The sequence below is a fragment of the uncultured Plantibacter sp. genome, from assembly GCF_963518075.1.
Classification (GTDB): Bacteria; Actinomycetota; Actinomycetes; order Actinomycetales; family Microbacteriaceae; genus Plantibacter; species Plantibacter flavus_A.
In genome coordinates this window covers 30,654-48,349 of record NZ_CAUQHZ010000017.1, presented here as the reverse complement: position 1 = coordinate 48,349, position 17,696 = coordinate 30,654, and the positions used below count along the sequence as shown (strand labels likewise).

At 70.2% G+C, this 17,696-nt stretch carries 17 protein-coding genes; 6 read left to right on the top strand and 11 right to left on the bottom strand.

Annotated elements, in window-relative coordinates:
• From RWN05_RS16355 to nusA, 3 genes are all read right to left on the bottom strand, one after another.
• Positions 1 to 235 (bottom strand): translation initiation factor IF-2 N-terminal domain-containing protein (locus RWN05_RS16355; protein WP_314140320.1); only part of this gene is annotated, 235 nt, incomplete at its 3' end.
• 287 nt (positions 236 to 522) lie between these two features.
• Complete coding sequence (locus RWN05_RS16350) at positions 523 to 792, bottom strand: YlxR family protein (RefSeq protein WP_079002731.1); 270 nt, start codon at positions 790 to 792, stop codon at positions 523 to 525.
• Positions 793 to 797: 5 nt separating this feature from the next.
• A complete protein-coding gene (gene nusA, locus RWN05_RS16345; RefSeq protein WP_071262344.1) occupies positions 798 to 1,799 on the bottom strand; it encodes a transcription termination factor NusA in 1,002 nt (333 codons plus the stop codon).
• A gap of 207 nt (positions 1,800 to 2,006) precedes the next feature.
• Between nusA and RWN05_RS16340 the strand changes: the two genes are divergently transcribed.
• From RWN05_RS16340 to RWN05_RS16330, 3 genes are all read left to right on the top strand, one after another.
• Positions 2,007 to 3,716 carry a HAMP domain-containing sensor histidine kinase gene (locus tag RWN05_RS16340; protein ID WP_314140318.1) on the top strand — a complete coding sequence of 570 codons (1,710 nt, stop codon included), beginning with the start codon at positions 2,007 to 2,009 and terminating at the stop codon, positions 3,714 to 3,716.
• A complete protein-coding gene (locus tag RWN05_RS16335; protein ID WP_064295346.1) occupies positions 3,713 to 4,393 on the top strand; it encodes a response regulator transcription factor in 681 nt (226 codons plus the stop codon). Before RWN05_RS16340 ends, RWN05_RS16335 begins: the two co-directional genes overlap by 4 nt.
• Before the next feature lie 99 nt (positions 4,394 to 4,492).
• Complete coding sequence (locus RWN05_RS16330) at positions 4,493 to 5,419, top strand: hypothetical protein (protein WP_314140317.1); 927 nt, start codon at positions 4,493 to 4,495, stop codon at positions 5,417 to 5,419.
• A 47-nt stretch (positions 5,420 to 5,466) separates the two neighbouring features.
• On the opposite strand, the gene RWN05_RS16325 is transcribed toward RWN05_RS16330, so the two are convergent.
• The 7 genes from RWN05_RS16325 to RWN05_RS16295 are packed head-to-tail and all read right to left on the bottom strand — an operon-like array spanning position 5,467 to position 12,724.
• Positions 5,467 to 7,224 carry a proline--tRNA ligase gene (locus RWN05_RS16325; RefSeq protein WP_175117802.1) on the bottom strand — a complete coding sequence of 586 codons (1,758 nt, stop codon included), beginning with the start codon at positions 7,222 to 7,224 and terminating at the stop codon, positions 5,467 to 5,469.
• Between the two features lie 41 nt (positions 7,225 to 7,265).
• Positions 7,266 to 8,351, bottom strand: a complete 1,086-nt coding sequence (locus tag RWN05_RS16320; RefSeq protein WP_314140315.1) for a hypothetical protein — start codon at positions 8,349 to 8,351, stop codon at positions 7,266 to 7,268.
• On the bottom strand, positions 8,348 to 9,388 hold the full coding sequence (locus RWN05_RS16315; RefSeq protein WP_079002735.1) for a VWA domain-containing protein: 1,041 nt from the start codon (positions 9,386 to 9,388) through the stop codon (positions 8,348 to 8,350). Before RWN05_RS16315 ends, RWN05_RS16320 begins: the two co-directional genes overlap by 4 nt.
• Positions 9,385 to 10,383 (bottom strand): VWA domain-containing protein, encoded by a 999-nt coding sequence (locus RWN05_RS16310; RefSeq protein WP_314140313.1) that lies wholly within the window; start codon positions 10,381 to 10,383, stop codon positions 9,385 to 9,387. The genes RWN05_RS16315 and RWN05_RS16310 overlap by 4 nt, the downstream gene beginning before the upstream one ends.
• On the bottom strand, positions 10,374 to 10,841 hold the full coding sequence (locus RWN05_RS16305) for a hypothetical protein (protein ID WP_079002737.1): 468 nt from the start codon (positions 10,839 to 10,841) through the stop codon (positions 10,374 to 10,376). Before RWN05_RS16305 ends, RWN05_RS16310 begins: the two co-directional genes overlap by 10 nt.
• Positions 10,828 to 11,718: a DUF58 domain-containing protein gene (locus tag RWN05_RS16300; RefSeq protein WP_314140312.1), complete on the bottom strand. Its 891-nt coding sequence runs from the start codon at positions 11,716 to 11,718 to the stop codon at positions 10,828 to 10,830. The genes RWN05_RS16305 and RWN05_RS16300 overlap by 14 nt, the downstream gene beginning before the upstream one ends.
• Positions 11,719 to 11,722: 4 nt before the next feature.
• Complete coding sequence (locus RWN05_RS16295; RefSeq protein WP_064295340.1) at positions 11,723 to 12,724, bottom strand: MoxR family ATPase; 1,002 nt, start codon at positions 12,722 to 12,724, stop codon at positions 11,723 to 11,725.
• Between the two features lie 198 nt (positions 12,725 to 12,922).
• Between RWN05_RS16295 and RWN05_RS16290 the strand changes: the two genes are divergently transcribed.
• The 3 genes from RWN05_RS16290 to RWN05_RS16280 are packed head-to-tail and all read left to right on the top strand — an operon-like array spanning position 12,923 to position 16,462.
• Positions 12,923 to 14,197 carry an acylneuraminate cytidylyltransferase gene (locus tag RWN05_RS16290; protein ID WP_314140311.1) on the top strand — a complete coding sequence of 425 codons (1,275 nt, stop codon included), beginning with the start codon at positions 12,923 to 12,925 and terminating at the stop codon, positions 14,195 to 14,197.
• Positions 14,194 to 15,123, top strand: a complete 930-nt coding sequence (locus RWN05_RS16285; protein ID WP_079002740.1) for an N-acetylneuraminate synthase family protein — start codon at positions 14,194 to 14,196, stop codon at positions 15,121 to 15,123. The genes RWN05_RS16290 and RWN05_RS16285 overlap by 4 nt, the downstream gene beginning before the upstream one ends.
• Positions 15,116 to 16,462 carry a DUF6716 putative glycosyltransferase gene (locus RWN05_RS16280; protein WP_314140309.1) on the top strand — a complete coding sequence of 449 codons (1,347 nt, stop codon included), beginning with the start codon at positions 15,116 to 15,118 and terminating at the stop codon, positions 16,460 to 16,462. The genes RWN05_RS16285 and RWN05_RS16280 overlap by 8 nt, the downstream gene beginning before the upstream one ends.
• Before the next feature lie 44 nt (positions 16,463 to 16,506).
• Here the strand turns inward: RWN05_RS16280 and ispG are convergent, their stop codons facing one another.
• Complete coding sequence (ispG, locus tag RWN05_RS16275) at positions 16,507 to 17,667, bottom strand: flavodoxin-dependent (E)-4-hydroxy-3-methylbut-2-enyl-diphosphate synthase (RefSeq protein WP_064295337.1); 1,161 nt, start codon at positions 17,665 to 17,667, stop codon at positions 16,507 to 16,509.
• Between the last annotated feature and the right edge of the window lie 29 nt (positions 17,668 to 17,696).

Here is a 17,696-nt window from a genome sequence, read left to right as displayed (position 1 = left end):
GGCCCGGGGTCGGAGCGCCGGGCGTGGCCGGACGCTTCGCCGGGGCGGCGGGGGCGGCTGACGCCTTCGCGCCCTCGGCCTCGAGGGCGGCGCGCAGCTTGCGGGCCACCGGTGGTTCGATACTGGAAGACGGTCCCTTGACGAACTCGCCCAATTCCTTGAGCTTCGCCATGGCGATCTTGCTGTCTACTCCGAGTTCGGATGCGATCTCGTGTACACGTGGTTTTGCAGCCACAATTCTCCTGTCTGAGCTTGCACCCAGGCAGGGGCAAGCGTTAGTGGTGGACGGTGCTCATTTCGAGCCGCTCATGAGTTGTCCATTAGCCGTTCAGCCTGTTCTCTCGGAATGCCGCACCCGGGTGGGGCGGCAGCAGGATGGAGGCCCGGGATCCGGGCCTGATACCTGCGGTGGGAAGCACGGTGTGCGCCGGAGCGCTCTCGCGTGCACTCACCATCGTACACCCCGACCCTGGGTGCGGGCTCACCACCGGGTCCCGAGCGGGTCGTTCGAGCCCGACGACGTCATTCAGCCGTCGGCGTGGCCGGTTCCGTCGACACGAAAGCCTGGACCGCCGACGCGTCGGGTCCCGCATGCAATCTGAGCGCCCTCGTGAACGCCCGACGCTGCACCGCCTGGTCGACGCACGCCGACGTCGGGTGCACCCAGGATCCGCGACCCGGCAGGCGCGCCGCGGCGTCGGGGACGAGCGCCCCTTCGACCGCGACGACGCGCAGCAGTGCCGAGCGCGGCTCGCGACGGCGACAGCCGACGCAGGTCCGCACCGGTTCCATCCGGCTCAGTCCGATTCGAGGATCGAGTCCGGCTGGATGTCGATCTTGGCGCCGGTGAGCTTGGCGGCGAGACGGGCGTTCTGCCCCTCCTTGCCGATCGCGAGCGACAGCTGGTAGTCCGGCACGAGCGCCCGGACGGCCTTGAGCGACTGGTCGATGACGTACGAGCTCGTGACCTTGGCCGGGGAGAGCGCGTTCGCGACGAACGTCGGCAGATCGGGCGAGTAGTCGACGATGTCGATCTTCTCGGCGCCCAGCTCGTCGGTGACCGCGCGGACGCGACGCCCGAGCTCACCGATGCAGGCGCCCTTGGCGTTGATGCTCGGGTCGTTCGCCTTCACCGCGATCTTGGTCCGGTGTCCGGCCTCGCGAGCGAGTGAGACGATCTCGACGATGCCGGATGCGATCTCCGGGACCTCCAACGCGAACAGCTTCCGTACGAGTCCGGGGTGGGTGCGCGAGACGGTGATCTGCGGACCCTTGAGGCCCTTCGTCACGCTCGTCACGTACACGCGGATGCGCGCACCGTGCGGGTACTCCTCACCGGCCACCTGCTCCTCGGGCGGAAGGATCGCCTCGATGGTGCCGAGGTCGACGTGGATCATGCGCGGGTTCGGGCCCTGCTGGATGACGCCCGCGATGATGTCGCCCTCGCGGCCCTTGAACTCACCGAGGACGGCGTCGTCCTGGATGTCGCGGAGCCGCTGGAAGATGACCTGCTTCGCGGCGAAGGCGGCGATGCGACCGAAGTCGTCCGGCGTGCTCTCGGCCTCCCCGATAAGGACGCCCTCGTCGTCGAACTCGGGCACGAACACCCCGACGTGGCCGGTCTTGCGGTCGAGGTGGACGCGGGCCGCCGGGACGTCGCCGCGTGCGGTGGTGTCGGTACCCTCGGTGCTCTTCAGGTACGCACTCAGGATGGCCTGCTCGATGATCACGACGAGCTCCTCGAGCGGGATCTCCTTCTCGCGTTCGATCGACTTCAACAAACCGAGATCGATGTCCATCGATGGCCTCCTCTATTCAACTGGTGGTGCCGCGGCAAGACGTGCAGCGGCACGACGGGCATGCTGCTGCCGTGCTGCCGAACCCGTCTGTCTACGGTACCGGATGCCGAGGGGTACGTCATCCACCCAGCTGGGAAGCGGCCGCGCGTCCTCGAGGGGCGCCGCCCCGGCTCGACCGCGTCTCGGGGCGGGTGACATGATTGGCCAATGGTCTTGGGCGAGCTGCGGAACGTCATGCGGAGCACGAGGGTGAGGATCCTCGTCGCGATCCTGCTCGCGACGACGCTCGCGATGACGCTCGTGGGCGTCTCCACCTACACGCTCGGCCGGCAGCAGACCCTCGCGACCATCGACGCCCGCCTGGAGCACAGCGCCGAGCTCATCGCCTTCATGGTGGTCGGTTCCGGCGACTCCGCCGACGCCCCGGCGACGAGCGACGCGGCCGTCGACGCCGTGATGCGACGCTGGATCTTCGCCGAGGACGAGACCGCCATCGGTGTGCGTGCCGACGGCTCGACGGTCGCGCCCAGCGCCCCGTCCGCCTTCCGGCTGGACGACGACCCGCGGCTGCTCGACACCATCACGGCCCGCGCGTCCCGCGGCGTCGTCACGGGTGAGGCAACCGGTGACCGCACCGTGCGGTACGCGATCATCCCGGTGCAGGTCGTCGGCGACCCGAGTGTGGCCCACGTCGTCATCGCCACGGACGTGCACGCGGCGCTCGCGGAGTCCCGAGGCATCCTCGCCGTCGAGATCGTGGTCGCCGTGGTGTGCCTGCTCCTGCTCGGCCTCGTCGGCTGGCAGCTCGCGGGCGGACTGCTCCACCCCATCCGGCTGCTGCGGGACGCCGCGGCCCGCATCACCGAGTCGGACCTCGACGAGCGGATCCCGGTCGTCGGTCGCGACGACGTCTCGGAGCTCACCACGACCGTGAACGGCATGCTGGACCGCCTCGACGAGGCCTTCACCAGTCAACGCCAGCTGCTCGACGACGTCGGCCACGAGCTGAAGACGCCGCTGACCATCGTGCGCGGACACCTCGAGCTCCTCGATCCGTCCGACCCCGCGGAGGTGGCCGCCACCCGGGACCTCGCCCTCGACGAACTCGACCGGATGAGCTCCCTCGTCGCCGACATCACGGAGCTCTCGACGGCCGGACTCGCGTCGACCCTCGACCGGGAGCCGGTCGACATCGAGGCGTTCACCGCCTCCGTCCACGAGAAGGCCACGGCGATCTCGCCCGAACACGAGTGGACCCTGGGCGAGCAGGCCGCACTCACCGCCGACGTCGACGCCGGGCGCCTGGCCCAGGCCTGGCTGCAGCTCGCGGACAACGCCGCGAAGTACTCCCCGGCCGGGTCGACGATCGTGATCTCGAGCCGGTTCGACGAGTCGGACGACCCGGCGCTCGTGCTCTCCGTCGCCGACGACGGGCCCGGGGTACCGGAGGCACTCCGCGAACGCATCTTCGACCGGTTCACCCGGGTGAGCGGTGGACGGGGTGTCGCCGGCTCCGGCCTCGGCCTGTCGATCGTGCAGGCGATCGCCGCGGCACACGGCGGATGGGCCGAGGTCGAGGACACGCGGCAGGCCGGCTCCCTCTTCAGCATCCGACTGCCGCTCGCGGTGGCGGACGACGACGAGGGGTCCGACGCTGACCTCGACCTCGACCCGGACGAGACTGCGGCGATCCCGCGCAGCGCGATGGCCCAGGCGATCGCGCTGCGAGAGGCGCAGGCGGCTCAGGATGCCGCTGAGGCGCAGACGACCGCGGCGATGCAGGCCGGACCGGCACCCGGCGTCGCACGCCCCGCGAACGACGAACCACCACGCTCGCGAGCACCGTCCCCTGAGGACGACTTCCCGGACCTCGTCGACACCTCGGCTCGGCGGAGTGCGCCGGAGGACCACGCATGAGCCGGATCCTGGTCGCCGAGGACGAGACGCGGATCTCCGCGTTCGTGAGCAAGGGCCTGCGTGCCGCCGGACACACGGCGGACGTGACGGTCGACGGCTCGCAGGTCGTCGAGCTGGCGGAGAGCGGCGACTTCGACCTGCTCGTCCTCGACATCGGCCTGCCCGGCGTCGACGGCTTCGAGGTGCTCAGACGGCTCCGCGACGACGGCAGCGAGCTCCCCGTCATCATCCTGACCGCCCGTGATTCCGCGCGGGACCTCGTGGCGGGCCTCGACGGCGGAGCGAACGACTACATGTCGAAGCCCTTCCGGTTCGAGGAGCTCCTGGCCAGGATCCGCCGACGCCTGGCCGAGCGGGCTCCGGCGTCGACCACCGCCGTCCAGGAACGGTTGTCGGTCGGTCATCTGGAGCTCGAGCTACGCGAACGACGCGTCCTCGTCGACGGGGTGCCGGTCGAGCTGTCCACCCGCGAGTTCGCCCTCGCCGAGGAGTTCTTCCGCCACCCGGACCAGATCCTCAGCCGTGAGGAACTCCTCAGCCGGGTCTGGGGCTACGACTTCGACCCCGGTTCGAACGTCGTCGACGTCTACGTGCGGTATCTCCGGAACAAGATCGGCAAGGACGCCATCGCGACGGTCCGCGGAGCCGGCTACCGCCTCAGCACGAGAGCGCAGTAGCGGTCGTCATCCCGTCCGGATGAGGACCGCTACTGCGCTCTCGCGCGCGGCTGTGGACAACATCGGACCCGGGGTCCGCCACATTGCAAGAGTGAGGGGATGCGACCCCCTCGACCGTTGCCCGCGCATCTCGTCGGCCGTGCGTTCACGACCGACGACGTCGGACTGCACGGCCAGTCGATCGGACGTCTGCGGGGCCGGGATCTCTCGGCCCCGCATCGCGGCGTGCGGACGGTTGACGTCGATCTCGACACCGTGCACGGAAGGTGCCGTGCGTACGAACCGCTCCTCGGACGCTCGCGGGTCTTCAGCCACGTCACCGCGGCCCTGCTCCTCGACCTGCCCCTCCCACCCCGGGTCGCCTCCGCGCCGGAGCTCCATGTCGGTGCACGCGACGGGACGACGCCTCCCCGAGCGCGTGGCATCGTCGGCCATCGCCTGGCTCCCGAGACCGTCGTCGCCTTCGCCCATGGGCACCCGGTGACCGCCGCACTCGACACCTGGCGTTCGCTCGCGGATGTCCTGCCACAGGAGGAACTCGTCGCCGTCGGGGACCGCATCGTGTCCGGCGTGCGGACGGGGACGGATCGGACCGATGTGCTCGCGTCCGTCGCCGATCTCCGGCAGGCGGCCCTCGAGCACCGAGGACGACGCGGGGCAGCTGCGCTCAGATGGGCCGCAGCACGCGTCAGGACCGGCGTCGACTCCCGTCCCGAGTCGCTCCTCCGCCTCGCGGTCGTCGAAGCGGGGCTTCCCGAGCCGCTCGTCGGACACCCCGTCGTCGTCGATCACGGGGGCTTGACGCTTCACCCGGACCTCGCGGACACCCGCGCGCGACTGTTGTACGAATACGAGGGCGACTTCCACCGGACCGAGCGCCACCGGTTCCGGGACGACATCCATCGGCGGGAACTGCTTGAAGACGCAGGGTGGCGGGTGATCCGCGTCACCGCCGACGACCTCTTCGCCCGCCGACAGCAGTTCCTCAGGCGGATCCGGCACCTCCACGCAGCGAGAGCGCAGTAGCGGTCGTCATCCCGTCCGGATGAGGACCGCTACTGCGCTCTCGTGGCTCAGAGGGCGAGGTCGGCGATCGCGACCCGGTCCTTCGTGCCGGCGGCCCGGTCCCAGAGCTCGACGAAGCCCTCGGTGGCCTCGCGACCGACGACCACCACGACGGGCACGCCGATCAGCTCGGCGTCGCCGAACTTGACGCCCGGGGACACCTTGCCGGTGCGGTCGTCGTAGAGGACGTCCTTGCCGCGGGCCTCGAGCGAGGCCACGAGTTCCTCGGCCACCTCGAAGATCGCCGCGTCGCGTCCTGCTGCGACGACGTGCACGTCGAACGGGGCGACGGCCTTCGGCCAGATGAGACCGCGCTCGTCGTTGTTGCCCTCGGCGATGATCGCGAGGATGCGCGTGATCCCGATGCCGTAGGAGCCCATGGTCACCGTGACGAGCTTGCCGTTCTCGTCGAGCACCTTCAGTCCGAGCGCCTCGGCGTACTTGCGCCCGAGCTGGAAGACGTGCCCGATCTCCATGCCCCGAGCGAGCTCGACCGGTCCGGAGCCGTCGGGCGCGGGGTCACCGGCGCGGACCTCCGCCGCCTCGACGAAGCCGTCGGCGGTGAAGTCCCGCCCGGCGACGAGGCCGAAGACGTGCTGCTGGTCGACGTTCGCGCCGGTGATCCACTCGGTGCCGTCGACGACCCGGGGGTCGAGGAAGTACCGGATCTCCGTCGCCGACTCCTCACCGAGGACGGGCCCCTGCGGGGACCACGGTCCGATGTAGCCCTTGACGAGCCCGGCGTTCGCGGCGAAGTCCGCTTCGGTCGCGGCCTCCACCTCCGCGGGGCTGAAGGCCACCTCGACGCGCTTGAGGTCGACGTCGCGGTCGCCCGGCAGGCCGATGACGACCATCTCGCGCGTGCCGTCGAGGTGCCGCAGCGCCAGCACGACGTTCTTGAGCGTGTCGGCGGCCGTCCAGGCCCGTCCGTCGTCGCGCGGGTGCCGCTCGTTGGCGAGGTCGACGAGCGTCGAGATCGTCGGGGTGTTCGGCGAATCGAAGACCGTCGCGGGTGCCAGACCCTCGATGGGGCGGGCCTCCGGGACCTCGGTGGTGTAGGCCTCGACATTGGCGGCGTACCCGCCGGCCGAACGCACGAAGGTGTCCTCACCGACCGCGGTGGGGTGCAGGAACTCCTCGCTGCGCGAACCGCCCATCGCGCCGGCGTCGGCCTGCACGATCTCGTACTCCAGGCCGAGCCGCGTGAAGATGCGCTCATAGGCGTCGCGCTGCGCCTGGTAGCTCGCGTCGAGCCCGGCGTCGGACACGTCGAACGAGTAGGCGTCCTTCATCGTGAACTCACGACCGCGCAGGAGGCCTGCCCGGGGACGGGCCTCGTCGCGGTACTTGTCCTGGATCTGGTAGATCGACAGGGGCAGGTCCTTGTAGGAGGAGTACAGGTCTTTCACGAGCAGGGTGAAGACCTCCTCGTGTGTCGGCGCCAGCAGGTAGTCGGCACCCTTGCGGTCGTGCAGGCGGAAGAGGGCGTCGCCGTACTCCTCCCACCGGCCGGTGACCTCGTAGGGCTCGCGCGGCAGGAGCGCGGGGAAGTGCACCTCGAACGCGCCGGCGTTCGCCATCTCCTCGCGGACGATGGCCTCGATCTTGTTCTTCACCCGCAACCCGAGCGGCAACCAGGCGAAGACACCCGGCGCCTGGCGTCGGATGTACCCCGCCCGCACCAGCAGGCGGTGACTCGTCACCTCCGCGTCGGAGGGGTCTTCACGGAGCGTACGGAGGAAGTAATTCGAAAGGCGCGTAACCACCTGTCCATGCTAGTCCGTCACACGCAGGCAGCCCGGAACCGCTACCAGGGGCGATCGGCGAAGTTCCCGTTGTCGTTGTTCCGACCGCGGTTCTTGGCGTCCTCGGTCGACTTGTCCTGCTGGGCGTCCTGGCCGGCGTCCTTCAACTTGTCGACCTTCCCGTCGACCTCGCTGTCACCGGTACCGCTCGAGCCGCTCGAGTCGCCGTCGCCCTGTCCCCCGTTCGAAGGATCCTGCTGGCCCTGCCCGCCGGACCGGTCGCGCTGGTCGGTCGCATCCTGACGTTTGCGGTCGATGCGATCGCCGGTGTCTTGCAGGTTCTCGCCCGGCGTACCCTTCGGATCGATCACGTCGGGCTGCTGCCCGGTTCCGCCCTGGTCGCCCTGGTCCCCTTGGTCACCCTGGCCGCCTTGGTCGCCCTGATCCCCCTGGCCGCCTTGGTCACCCTGCTCCCCTTGCTCACCCTGGTCGCCCTGGTCGTCTTGACCGCCCTGACCACCTTGATCGCCCTCATCCCCCTGGCCACCCTGGTCCTGCTGGTCCTGCTGGTCCTCGTTCTGCTCCTGGGACTCCCCCTCGAAGCAGCCCTCGCCCTCGTCGACGATGCGCTTCGCGGTGTCGTAGAGGTTGATGGCGCCCTGGAAGAACTGGCCCTTCACGTACTCGTCGGCCTGGGTCTCGTACGCGCGCGCCAGGTTGACCCGGACGATGCAGGCGGTCTCCTCCGTCGGCGCGAGCTCGAGCGCCTTCCCGAGGTCGTCGGTCCCCTGCACCCAGTCCTGTCCGGCCGCGGCTGCGGTGCCCCGGTCGAACCAGGCGATCCACGGCTCGACGACGTTCGCCGTGAAGAGGTGCCCCGCGCTCAACTGCGCCCCGGAGTAGTCCTCGGCGCGGTACCCGGCGATCGCCGACTGCGCGACGACCGGCAGACTCACGAACTTGACCCCGACGACGAGGGCGACGAGGACCAGCGGAAGGGACCACCAGAACAGCCGACGGCGCAACCGGCTGACCTCGGCAGGGGCCAGCGGCGGACGCCGCGGTTCCTCGAACCGTGGCCGTGGCTCCGGGCTGCGCGGCGCGTCGTCGGGCCGGTCGGTCCGGGTCCGGTCGTCGAAGAGGGTCATGCCTGCCCACCCTTCGTCCGTCGGAGCTCGCCCAGCGCGCCGACCAGGCCGGGGAGCTCGGTGAGGAGCAGCACACCGAACCCGAGCGCGAACACCCAGTACAGCTCATCGGTACGCCGGATGTCCACCTCGTCCTCGACGGTGACGCCGCCGACGGCGAGGCCGTCGAGCGCGTCGTCGAGCGACGCACCCGGGGTCCTGATCTCCGCTTCGACGCCGAGCTGCGACGCGATCGTCTCGAGCGCGCCCGGATCCAGCCGGGACACGGCGGGCTCACCGGTCGAGTAGTCCTGGATGTAGCGGACGCTGCCGTCCTGGTATCCCGAGAACTCGCGCATGGTCCCGCCGGCCTCGGTCCCGTAGCCGAGCACGCCACCGCCGCCGATGAGCGGTGCGATGCTCTCGAACGACCCGGGCGCCGCGCCACTCGTCTGCTCGCCGTCACCGAGGTAGAACATGATCCGGTTCCGACCCGGTTCCTGCTCCTCGGCCTGGGTCAGCAGCGTGGTCATGAACTCCACCGGCGCGTCGATGCTGCTGCCGCGGGAGTAGGTGGTGATCTCCTGCGTCATCGCCTCCGCGGCCGACCGGAGCGCCGTCGCGTCCGTCGTGAGGGGCATGCGCTGGACGGCCACGGCGTCGAACGTCACGAGCGCGTAGCGCGCACCGGCCAGCCGGTCGGCGATGCCGGTGATGTCGGCCTTCGCCCCGTCGAGTCGGGTCGGCGGTTTCGGGGCCCCGTTCTCGTCCGTCCCCGACGCGGTCCCGTCCGACCAGTCCTCGGCGGCCATCGAGCTCGTCGTGTCCACGACGAAGTAGACGTCGAGGTCGCCCATCGCGGACGGCGGGCGATGGTTGCCGGGGATGGTCGGTCGGAGGGCGATGACCACGAGCACGACGACCATGGCCAGTCGGGCGATCCAGTGCCAGGCTCCTGGCCGCCGCACCCCGGCGAGGAACTGCCAGACGGCGAAGGCCGCGAGGACGGTGCCGAGCACGGCGATGGCCCAGATCGGCAGAACGGGGTTGATGGTCATCGGCGCAACCTCCAGGCGAGCAGCATGAGCGCCGCGAGACCGCCGAACGCCGCCAGCACGAACACGAACGGCTCGTCGACCTGCACCAGCTGTTTGGCGCCCTTCAGCGTCTTCGTCTGCTCCGCCGTGATCTGCTGGACGATGCCGCCGACCGCGCCGGGGTCGGCGAGCGCGTAGTAGTCCCCGCCGGTGGACGTCACGACCTCGTCCATCTCCGCGGCGAGGTAGTCGAGGTAGTCCTTGCTGGATACGTCGCCGGGGTTGATCCCGTACACCGTCACGTCCTGCGCCTTCGCATAGGCGCCCGCCTCCTTGAGCGTGAGGATCGGCTCGCCGGCGACGTAGTTGTCGGTCGCGAGCACGATCGAGCGCGACCGTTCCTCGCCGACCTGGTCGAACCGCATGACGCAGGACCCGAGACCGTCGCCGATGAGGGACGACCCGTTCCCGAGATCGGTGCCGTTCCAGTACTCGTAGTCGCTCTCCGGCGAGGTGAGGTCCTCGACGAGGTGGTCGAGCTGCGCGGCCACGTAGTCGTAGTCGCTCGTCAGCGGGAAGTACGTGGTCGCGGACGCGTTGAACAGCACCAGGGCGATCCGCTCACCGTCGAACCGCTGTACGAGCTTCTCGAACACCCCGACCAGCGCGGCGTCGTACTCCGTCATCGACCCGGACACGTCGAGGCAGAGCACGATGTCGCGGTTGCGCAGTTCGGGCTGGAACACCGTCGTGCTCACCACGCGGGACCCGAGGGCCGTGCCGGCGAGCAGCAGCACCCCGAGAGCGGCGAGCGTCGCGATGATGAGGCGCCGGTACCGCGACAGTGCGCGGCGGTATCCGGGGAGCGCGGTGAGCCGTTCGGAGTGCGCGACCCACAGCGGCTCGGCGTTCGCCTTCCGGCGCCGCCCGGTGCGGGCCACGAGGACGACGACGGCGACCACCGCGGCCACGGCGAGGAGCCAGACGAGCGGCATCCACCAGTAGATCAGCTCCACGTCGTCACCACCTGGCGAGCGAGCGTGGCGGCCTCGGCGACACTGCCCGTCTCGGCCTCGCGGAACTCGACCGGGTAGTAGGCCGAAACGGCACGACTGAGTGGCGCGAGTCCGGCGCGATCGAGGTCTGCGAGCGTCATGACCTGGGCACGGACGCCGCTGGACTCGTGCGCGTACATCCGGAGGATCGCGCCGAGCCGTTGGTGGGCGCGCCGCGTGCTCAGGGCGCCGTCCCCGTGCTCGCGCTCGATCTCGCCGATGAGCGCGAGGTAGCGATCGCGCAGGACGGTCGGCGACGGCTGCGGAGCAGGACGCGGAGCGCTCCCGCGCGCGCGACGGCGCACGTGGGCGAGCATCCAGACGTACCACCCGATCACGAGCGCGATGAGCACGAGTCCGAGCACCGGCCAGAGCAGCGTGTACTGGACCGGAGCGTAGTAGCCGTTATCGCCGGGCATGTCGGTGGGCCTCGAGGAGGTGGAAGAGGACGGGGACGACGTCGTCGGCCCCGGTCACGCGCTGACCGCTGATGCCAAGTTCCTCGAGCTGGTCGAGGTGTCGGGCGGTCGCGCTGGTGACGGCCTCGATGAACTCGCGACGGAGCGCGACGTCCGACCGGATGAAGGCCGGCAGGGACCGCTCGTCGGCGACGTCGACCATCGCCCGACCGGTGTACTCCGCGCGCATGAGGTCGGCGTCCCCGACCGAGATCCAGAGCACCTCGTGCTGGACGTGCAGTCGACGGAGGATCTCCGACCGCTTCGGCGTGATCTCCTCGTCGTCCGAGACGATCACGAGCAGACAGCGCTGCTTGACGGACCGTGCCGCATAGCCGAGCAGCTCGTCGAGATCGCTCTGGGGTGCCGCGAGCGATGCACGCCGGTCGATGTGCTGCAGCAGGCGCTCGAGTGCCGATTCGGTGCCGGCGGGTCGGACGAGTTCCGGTGCGGCGGCGTCACCGGCGACGAGACCGACGAGGTCGCCGTGCCGGATCGCGAGGTACCCCAGGATGCCGACCGCGAGGACGGCGACCTCGCGTTTGGTGCTCCCGCCCTCGGCGAGCGCCGCGAGATCACGACCCGTGTCGACGACGAACAGCACCTGGTGTTTCCGCGTGGCGATGTAGCGCTTCACGAGTGGAGCGCCGTGTCGGGCCGTCGCCTTCCAGTCGATGTCCTTGATCTCGTCGCCCGGCGTGTACTCGCGGAGGTCGTCGAAGTCGAGGCTCCTGCCCTGGAACACCGAGCGGTACTCGCCGTCGAGCATCCCCCGCACGCGGCGGTGGGCGTGGATGAAGAGTTTCGACTTCACCCGGTGGAGCAGCGGGGCTGACACGGGCCTACGGTGCCTGGACCGCTCCGAAGACGGCGTCGATGATCGTCTCGGGCGAGACGTCGTCGGCCGCGGCTTCGAAGTTCAGGATGATGCGGTGCCGCAGCACCTGGTGGCGGTAGCCCTTGACGTCCTCGGGGATGACGTGGTCCCGACCGGCGAGGATCGCGAGCGCCCGCGCGACGGTGCTGAACGCGATGCTGGCACGCGGGCTCGCCCCGTACTCGATGTAGCTCGCGAGCTTCGGCGGCAGGTAGTCGCTCGCATGGCGGGTCACGTAGACCGTCTGGACGATGTAGTTGAGGATCGACGCATCGAGGTAGACCCGCTTGGCGAGGGACTGCAGGAACAGGACGTCCTCGAGGCTCACCCCCGGGCGATCCTGGTCGGTCTCGTAGAGCCCGGAGTTCACCCGACGGACGATCTCGGCCTCCTCGCCGATCGTCGGGTAGTCGAGCACCTCCTTGAGGAGGAAGCGGTCGAGCTGCGCCTCGGGCAGGTGGTACGTGCCCTCCTGCTCGATGGGGTTCTGCGTGGCGAGCACGAAGAACGGCTTCGGCAACGGATAGTGCGTGCCGCCGATGGAGGTCTGGCGTTCCTGCATCGCCTCGAGCATCGCGCTCTGGGTCTTCGCGCTCGACCGGTTGACCTCGTCGAGGAGCACGAAGTTCGCGTGCACGGGACCGAGCTGGGTCTGGAACGCACCGGTGCGGGCGTCGTAGATCTGCGTGCCGATGATGTCGCTCGGCAACAGGTCGGGGGTGCACTGGATGCGTTTGAACGACGCGTTCACCGCTTGGGCGATCGATTCCGCCGCGGTCGTCTTCGCGAGTCCTGGGACACTCTCGAGCAGGACGTGTCCGCCCGAGACGAGTGCCGCGAGCAGGGTGGTGCGCAGGCCCTGCTGACCGACCACCTTCGCGTCGTAGGCACCGACGATCTCGGAGAGGATGCTGCGGGCCCGTTGCAGCTCGGCTGGCGCGATGGGGGTGCTCGGCGTCACGGTCACTGGTCTCCCTGGCGAGGCTGGCGGTCCGGACGGATGACCGTCGAACGCGGATCCGCCTGGTGGAACCCGGCGGTCCGAACAGTCTACGTGTGAAGATCCGGAGCCCGGGCTCCTCGGCCACCGGATGGCCACCAGGGCGTCGGGAGCCGTTCGCCCACCGTCCCCCTCGCGTCCACCGCCGCTTCCTACCGTGGATCGATGACATCTGCAGCGCACGGGAGGCCCCCGGAGACCGACGGGGCGACGGCGATCGTCCCGGTCAGGGGCGGTTCGAAGGGGATCCACCGCAAGAACCTCAGGACGGTCCGCGGGAGCACCCTCATCGCACGGTCGGTCGAAGGACTGCTGCGGTCGGGTGGCGTCTCGCGCGTGGTCGTCACGACCGATCACCCGGACCTCGCCGCCGCCGCCGTCGCCGCCGGTGCCGAGGTCATCGACCGGCCGGCCGAACTCGCCGAGGACAGCACCTCCTCCGAGGCCGCGCTCCTCCACGCGCTCGGCGTCCTCGCGGAGCGCGGCGAGCTGACCCCCGTGACGGTGTTCGCGCAGGCGACGTCGCCCTTCCTCGACGTGGAGGCACTCGACGACGCCGTCGCCCTGGTCTCCTCCGGGCGGGCGGACTCCGTCTTCGCCGCGGTGCTCGACCACGGATTCCTCTGGACGGAGAAGACGAAGGGTGCCCGAGGGATCGGCCACGACCACCGCGAGCGTCCCCGGCGGCAGGACCGCGCCCCGCAGTACCGCGAGACCGGCTCGTTCTACGTCTTCGACACGGACGGCTTCCTCGCAGCCGGGCACCGCTTCTTCGGCCGGATCGCGCCGGCCGTCACCAGGTCCTTCGCCGCGCTCGACATCGACGAACCGGAGGATCTGCTCGTCGCCGAGGCGATCGCCGGACTCGCCGAACGCCAGCTGGGCATCCCGTCGGGCTCGGAGCGTTCCGAGCACCACCTCGACGTCGCCGCCGTCGTCACCGACTTCGACGGGGTCCACACCGACGACCGCGCCAGTATCGACGCCGACGGGGTCGAACGGGTGAGCGTCCATCGCGGTGACGGCCTCGGCGTCCGTCTGCTGCGCGAGGCCGGACTGCCGTTCCTGATCCTGTCGACCGAGCGGGTCCCGATCGTCGCCGCACGCGCGGCCAAACTCGGCGTCGACGTCGTGTACGGCTCCGCCGACAAGGCGACCGCGCTCCGCGACTGGGCCGCTGCGAAGGGCGTCCCACTCGACCGCATCGCCTACCTCGGCAACGACGTCAACGACATCCCGGCACTCGAGATCGTCGGCTGGCCGGTCGTCGTCGCCGATGCGCACCCGGAGGCGCGTGCCGTCTCCCGGCTCGTCCTGGGACGCCGAGGCGGCGACGGCGCCGTCCGCGAACTCGCCGACCTCGTCCTCGCCGCACGCGCTCGCGCGGCCCTCGACCCCCTGAAGCTGTCCACGCTGCAATCGAACGGAGCACGACCATGAGCATCCACCAGGACGCGAACGACACCACCGACCTCGACGGCCGGACGCAGCCGTCTCCCGTGCGCATCGACGGCATCCCCGTCGGCGGCGGCGCTCCCGCGTACGTCATCGGGGAGATCGGTCTCAACCACAACGGCGACGTGGAGCTCGCGAAGCGACTCATCGACGTGGCCGCCGACGCCGGCGCACAGGCCGTCAAGTTCCAGAAGCGCACGCCGGAGATCTCGACGCCGACGCACATGCGCGACGTCCCGCGGCAGACGCCGTGGGGTGAGATGAGCTACCTCGACTACCGCTACCGGGTCGAGTTCGACCGTGAGCAGTACATCGAGATCGGCGACCACGCCACCCTGCGCGGCCTCAGCTGGTTCGCCTCCCCGTGGGACGAACCGTCGGTCGACTTCCTCGAGGACCTGGGCGTCAGCGCCCACAAGGTCGCGTCCGCCTCGGTGACCGACTCGGGCCTCCTGACCCGTCTCGCCGCGACCGGGAAGCCGATCATCCTCTCGACCGGCATGTCGACGCTCGAGCAGATCGATCGCGCCGTCGAGATCCTCCGGGGCTCGCCGCTGGTCATCCTCCACGCGACCTCCACCTACCCCTTGCCCGCCGAAGAGGCGAACCTCCGGATGATCGACAGCCTCGCCGCCCGGTACCCCGGTGTGCCCATCGGGTACTCCGGCCACGAGACCGGTCTGCAGATCTCCCTCGCCGCGGTCGCCCTCGGAGCCACGATGGTGGAGCGCCACATCACGCTCGACCGTGCCATGTGGGGCTCGGACCACGCCGCGTCGCTCGAACCGCACGGCTTCTCGAACCTCGTCCGCGACATCCGGGTCATCGAGACCGCCATGGGTGACGGCGTCAAGCGCATCTTCCCCGGCGAACTCGCCCCACTCGCGAAGCTGCGCAGGGTCGATGCCTGATCATGGGCCCCGCCGTCGGGTGATCGGGGTGGTGGACTCCGACTCCTTCGTGAAGTGGGGCGCCGCCACCCTCTCCCGCGCGACCGGCTGGGACGTCGACCTCGTCCTCATCGAGAGCGACGTGTCCGCCACGGACCGGCAGGTGGACATCGCCCTGCTCCACACGGCGTTCGAGGGTCGGACCGTCCGTCGCCTGTCGCTCCGACGACTCGTCGACCTCATCCGGACCGAGCAGCCGGACGGCGTGTTCGTCTCCACGCGGGGGCCGGTCGCCGAGGTCGTCATCTCGGAACTCCTCGCGCTCGGCCGCGCCACCCGCCCGGTCCTCCTCACCGGTCTCCCCGGCATCTCCATCCCGGCGAAGTGGAAGGGGATCTTCCTCCGTGCGCAGGCAGACGTCTTCGTCCTGCACAGCCACCGCGAAGTCGCCGCCTACCGTGAACTCGCGCTGACGCACGGGGTCGAGCCGGCGTTCGCGCTCGCGACCCTGCCGTTCCTGACGGACACGGCGACCGAGCCACCGGCCGAGCCCGCCCCGCGCACCAGGGTCGTCTTCGCAGCCCAGGCCACCGTCCCGGCCGACCGCGGCGACCGGCTCCGGATCCTCTCCTGGCTGCGGACCCTCGCGATCCGGCACCGCGACCTCGACGTCGTGATCAAGGTGCGCGGCCTCGCCGGCGACCCGCAGACCCATCACGAGCACTACCCCTTCGACACCCTCCTCACCGGGCCGACACCCGACAACCTCCGGGTCGCCACCGGTTCGATGGCGGTCCACCTCGGCCACGCGGCCGGGCTCGTCACCGTGAGTTCCACGGCTGCGATCGAGGCCATCGCCGCCGGGGTGCCGGTCATCCTGCTCGACGACTTCGGTGTGGACCCGGCGCTCATCAACACCGTCTTCGAGGGCAGCGGGCTGTTGGCCTCCAAAGACGACCTCATGGCCGCCCGGTTCCGGCACCCGAACCCGGGCTGGCTGCAGCAGAACTACTTCCACCCCGCCCCGGAGGACGACTGGATCCAGCGGTCGGAGGAGGCGTTCGCCGCGCGCGACCTCGGGACCCTGCCGGTCCGTCCCCGCGCACGACAGAGTCGCGGCGGCATGCTCCGCACCGGTTGGGAGCGTCGTCGGGCGTTCGGGCGCGCCGACACGAGCGCGCTGGGCACGGTCGCCTTCGTCATCGGGCGGCCACTGCAGATCGCTCGCCGTCTGGTCCGTCGCGCTCGGGGCGTCCAGCCGGCCGAGCGGCAACCGATCGCCTCCCGTCGGCTCGCACCGATCGAGACGGAGACGCCGGTGCGCGCTCCGCACGGGGCTCGTCACCGCACAGCCCGCTGACGGGATCACCGCTCGATCGGAGACCGGTCGGGCGGTGATCCGGCTCAGTTGGAGCCGACCGTCACCACCGGTGCGCCCGTGGAGGTGTCGTCCGCGGGCATCTCGGCGGCCAGACGGTTGGCCTCCTGGATGAGCGTCGCGACGATCTCCGACTCCGGAACCGTCTTGATGACCTCGCCCTTGACGAAGATCTGGCCCTTGCCGTTGCCGCTCGCGACGCCGAGGTCGGCCTCGCGAGCCTCTCCGGGGCCGTTCACGACGCAGCCCATGACGGCGACGCGCAGGGGGACGCTCATCCCCTCGAGGCCGTCGGTCACGTCGTTCGCGAGCTTGTAGACGTCGACCTGGGCGCGCCCGCAGCTCGGGCAGGAGACGATCTCGAGCTTGCGCTCGCGGAGGTTCAGCGACTGCAGGATCTGCAGCCCGACCTTGATCTCCTCCGCCGGCGGCGCGGAGAGCGAGACACGGATGGTGTCGCCGATGCCCTCGGAGAGCAGGATGCCGAACGCGGTCGCGCTCTTGATGGTTCCCTGGAAGGAAGGACCTGCCTCCGTCACGCCGAGGTGCAGGGGCCAGTCACCGCGCTCGGCGAGCAGCCGGTAGGCCTTCACCATGACGACCGGGTCGTTGTGCTTGACGGAGATCTTGAAGTCGTGGAAGTCGTGCTCCTCGAAGAGGCTCGCCTCCCAGACGGCGCTCTCGACGAGCGCTTCGGGGGTCGCCTTGCCGTACTTCTGCAGCAGCCGCGGGTCGAGGGACCCGGCGTTGACGCCGATGCGGAGGGAGACGCCGGCGGCTTTCGCGCGCCGGGCGATCTCGCCGACCTGGTCGTCGAACTTCCGGATGTTGCCGGGATTGACCCGGACGGCCGCGCACCCCGCGTCGATCGCGGCGTAGACGTAGGCGGGCTGGAAGTGGATGTCGGCGATCACCGGGATCTGACTCTTCTTCGCGATGATCGGCAGCACCTCGGCGTCGTCGCGGGTCGGGACGGCCACGCGGACGATGTCGCAGCCCGAGGCCGTGAGCTCGGCGATCTGCTGGAGGGTCGCGTTGATGTTGGTCGTCTGGGTCGTCGTCATCGACTGGACGCTCACCGGGGCGTCGCCGCCGACGAGCACCTTGCCGACCTTGATCTGTCGCGACTTGCGCCGCGGGCTGAGCGTCTCGGGAACCGACGGAAGACCCAGATTGATAGCTACCACGAGCCTCAGCTTACGCGCGCGACGCCCCG

Bases quoted from the DNA above. Each gene is read 5' to 3' on its own strand.
- RWN05_RS16350 (WP_079002731.1), bottom strand. From the start codon at position 792: ATGGAACCGGTGCGGACCTGCGTCGGCTGTCGCCGTCGCGAGCCGCGC.
- nusA (WP_071262344.1), bottom strand. From the start codon at position 1,799: ATGGACATCGATCTCGGTTTGTTGAAGTCGATCGAACGCGAGAAGGAG.
- RWN05_RS16340 (WP_314140318.1), top strand. From the start codon at position 2,007: ATGGTCTTGGGCGAGCTGCGGAACGTCATGCGGAGCACGAGGGTGAGG.
- RWN05_RS16335 (WP_064295346.1), top strand. From the start codon at position 3,713: ATGAGCCGGATCCTGGTCGCCGAGGACGAGACGCGGATCTCCGCGTTC.
- RWN05_RS16330 (WP_314140317.1), top strand. From the start codon at position 4,493: ATGCGACCCCCTCGACCGTTGCCCGCGCATCTCGTCGGCCGTGCGTTC.
- RWN05_RS16320 (WP_314140315.1), bottom strand. From the start codon at position 8,351: ATGACCCTCTTCGACGACCGGACCCGGACCGACCGGCCCGACGACGCG.
- RWN05_RS16315 (WP_079002735.1), bottom strand. From the start codon at position 9,388: ATGACCATCAACCCCGTTCTGCCGATCTGGGCCATCGCCGTGCTCGGC.
- RWN05_RS16305 (WP_079002737.1), bottom strand. From the start codon at position 10,841: ATGCCCGGCGATAACGGCTACTACGCTCCGGTCCAGTACACGCTGCTC.
- RWN05_RS16290 (WP_314140311.1), top strand. From the start codon at position 12,923: ATGACATCTGCAGCGCACGGGAGGCCCCCGGAGACCGACGGGGCGACG.
- RWN05_RS16285 (WP_079002740.1), top strand. From the start codon at position 14,194: ATGAGCATCCACCAGGACGCGAACGACACCACCGACCTCGACGGCCGG.
- RWN05_RS16280 (WP_314140309.1), top strand. From the start codon at position 15,116: ATGCCTGATCATGGGCCCCGCCGTCGGGTGATCGGGGTGGTGGACTCC.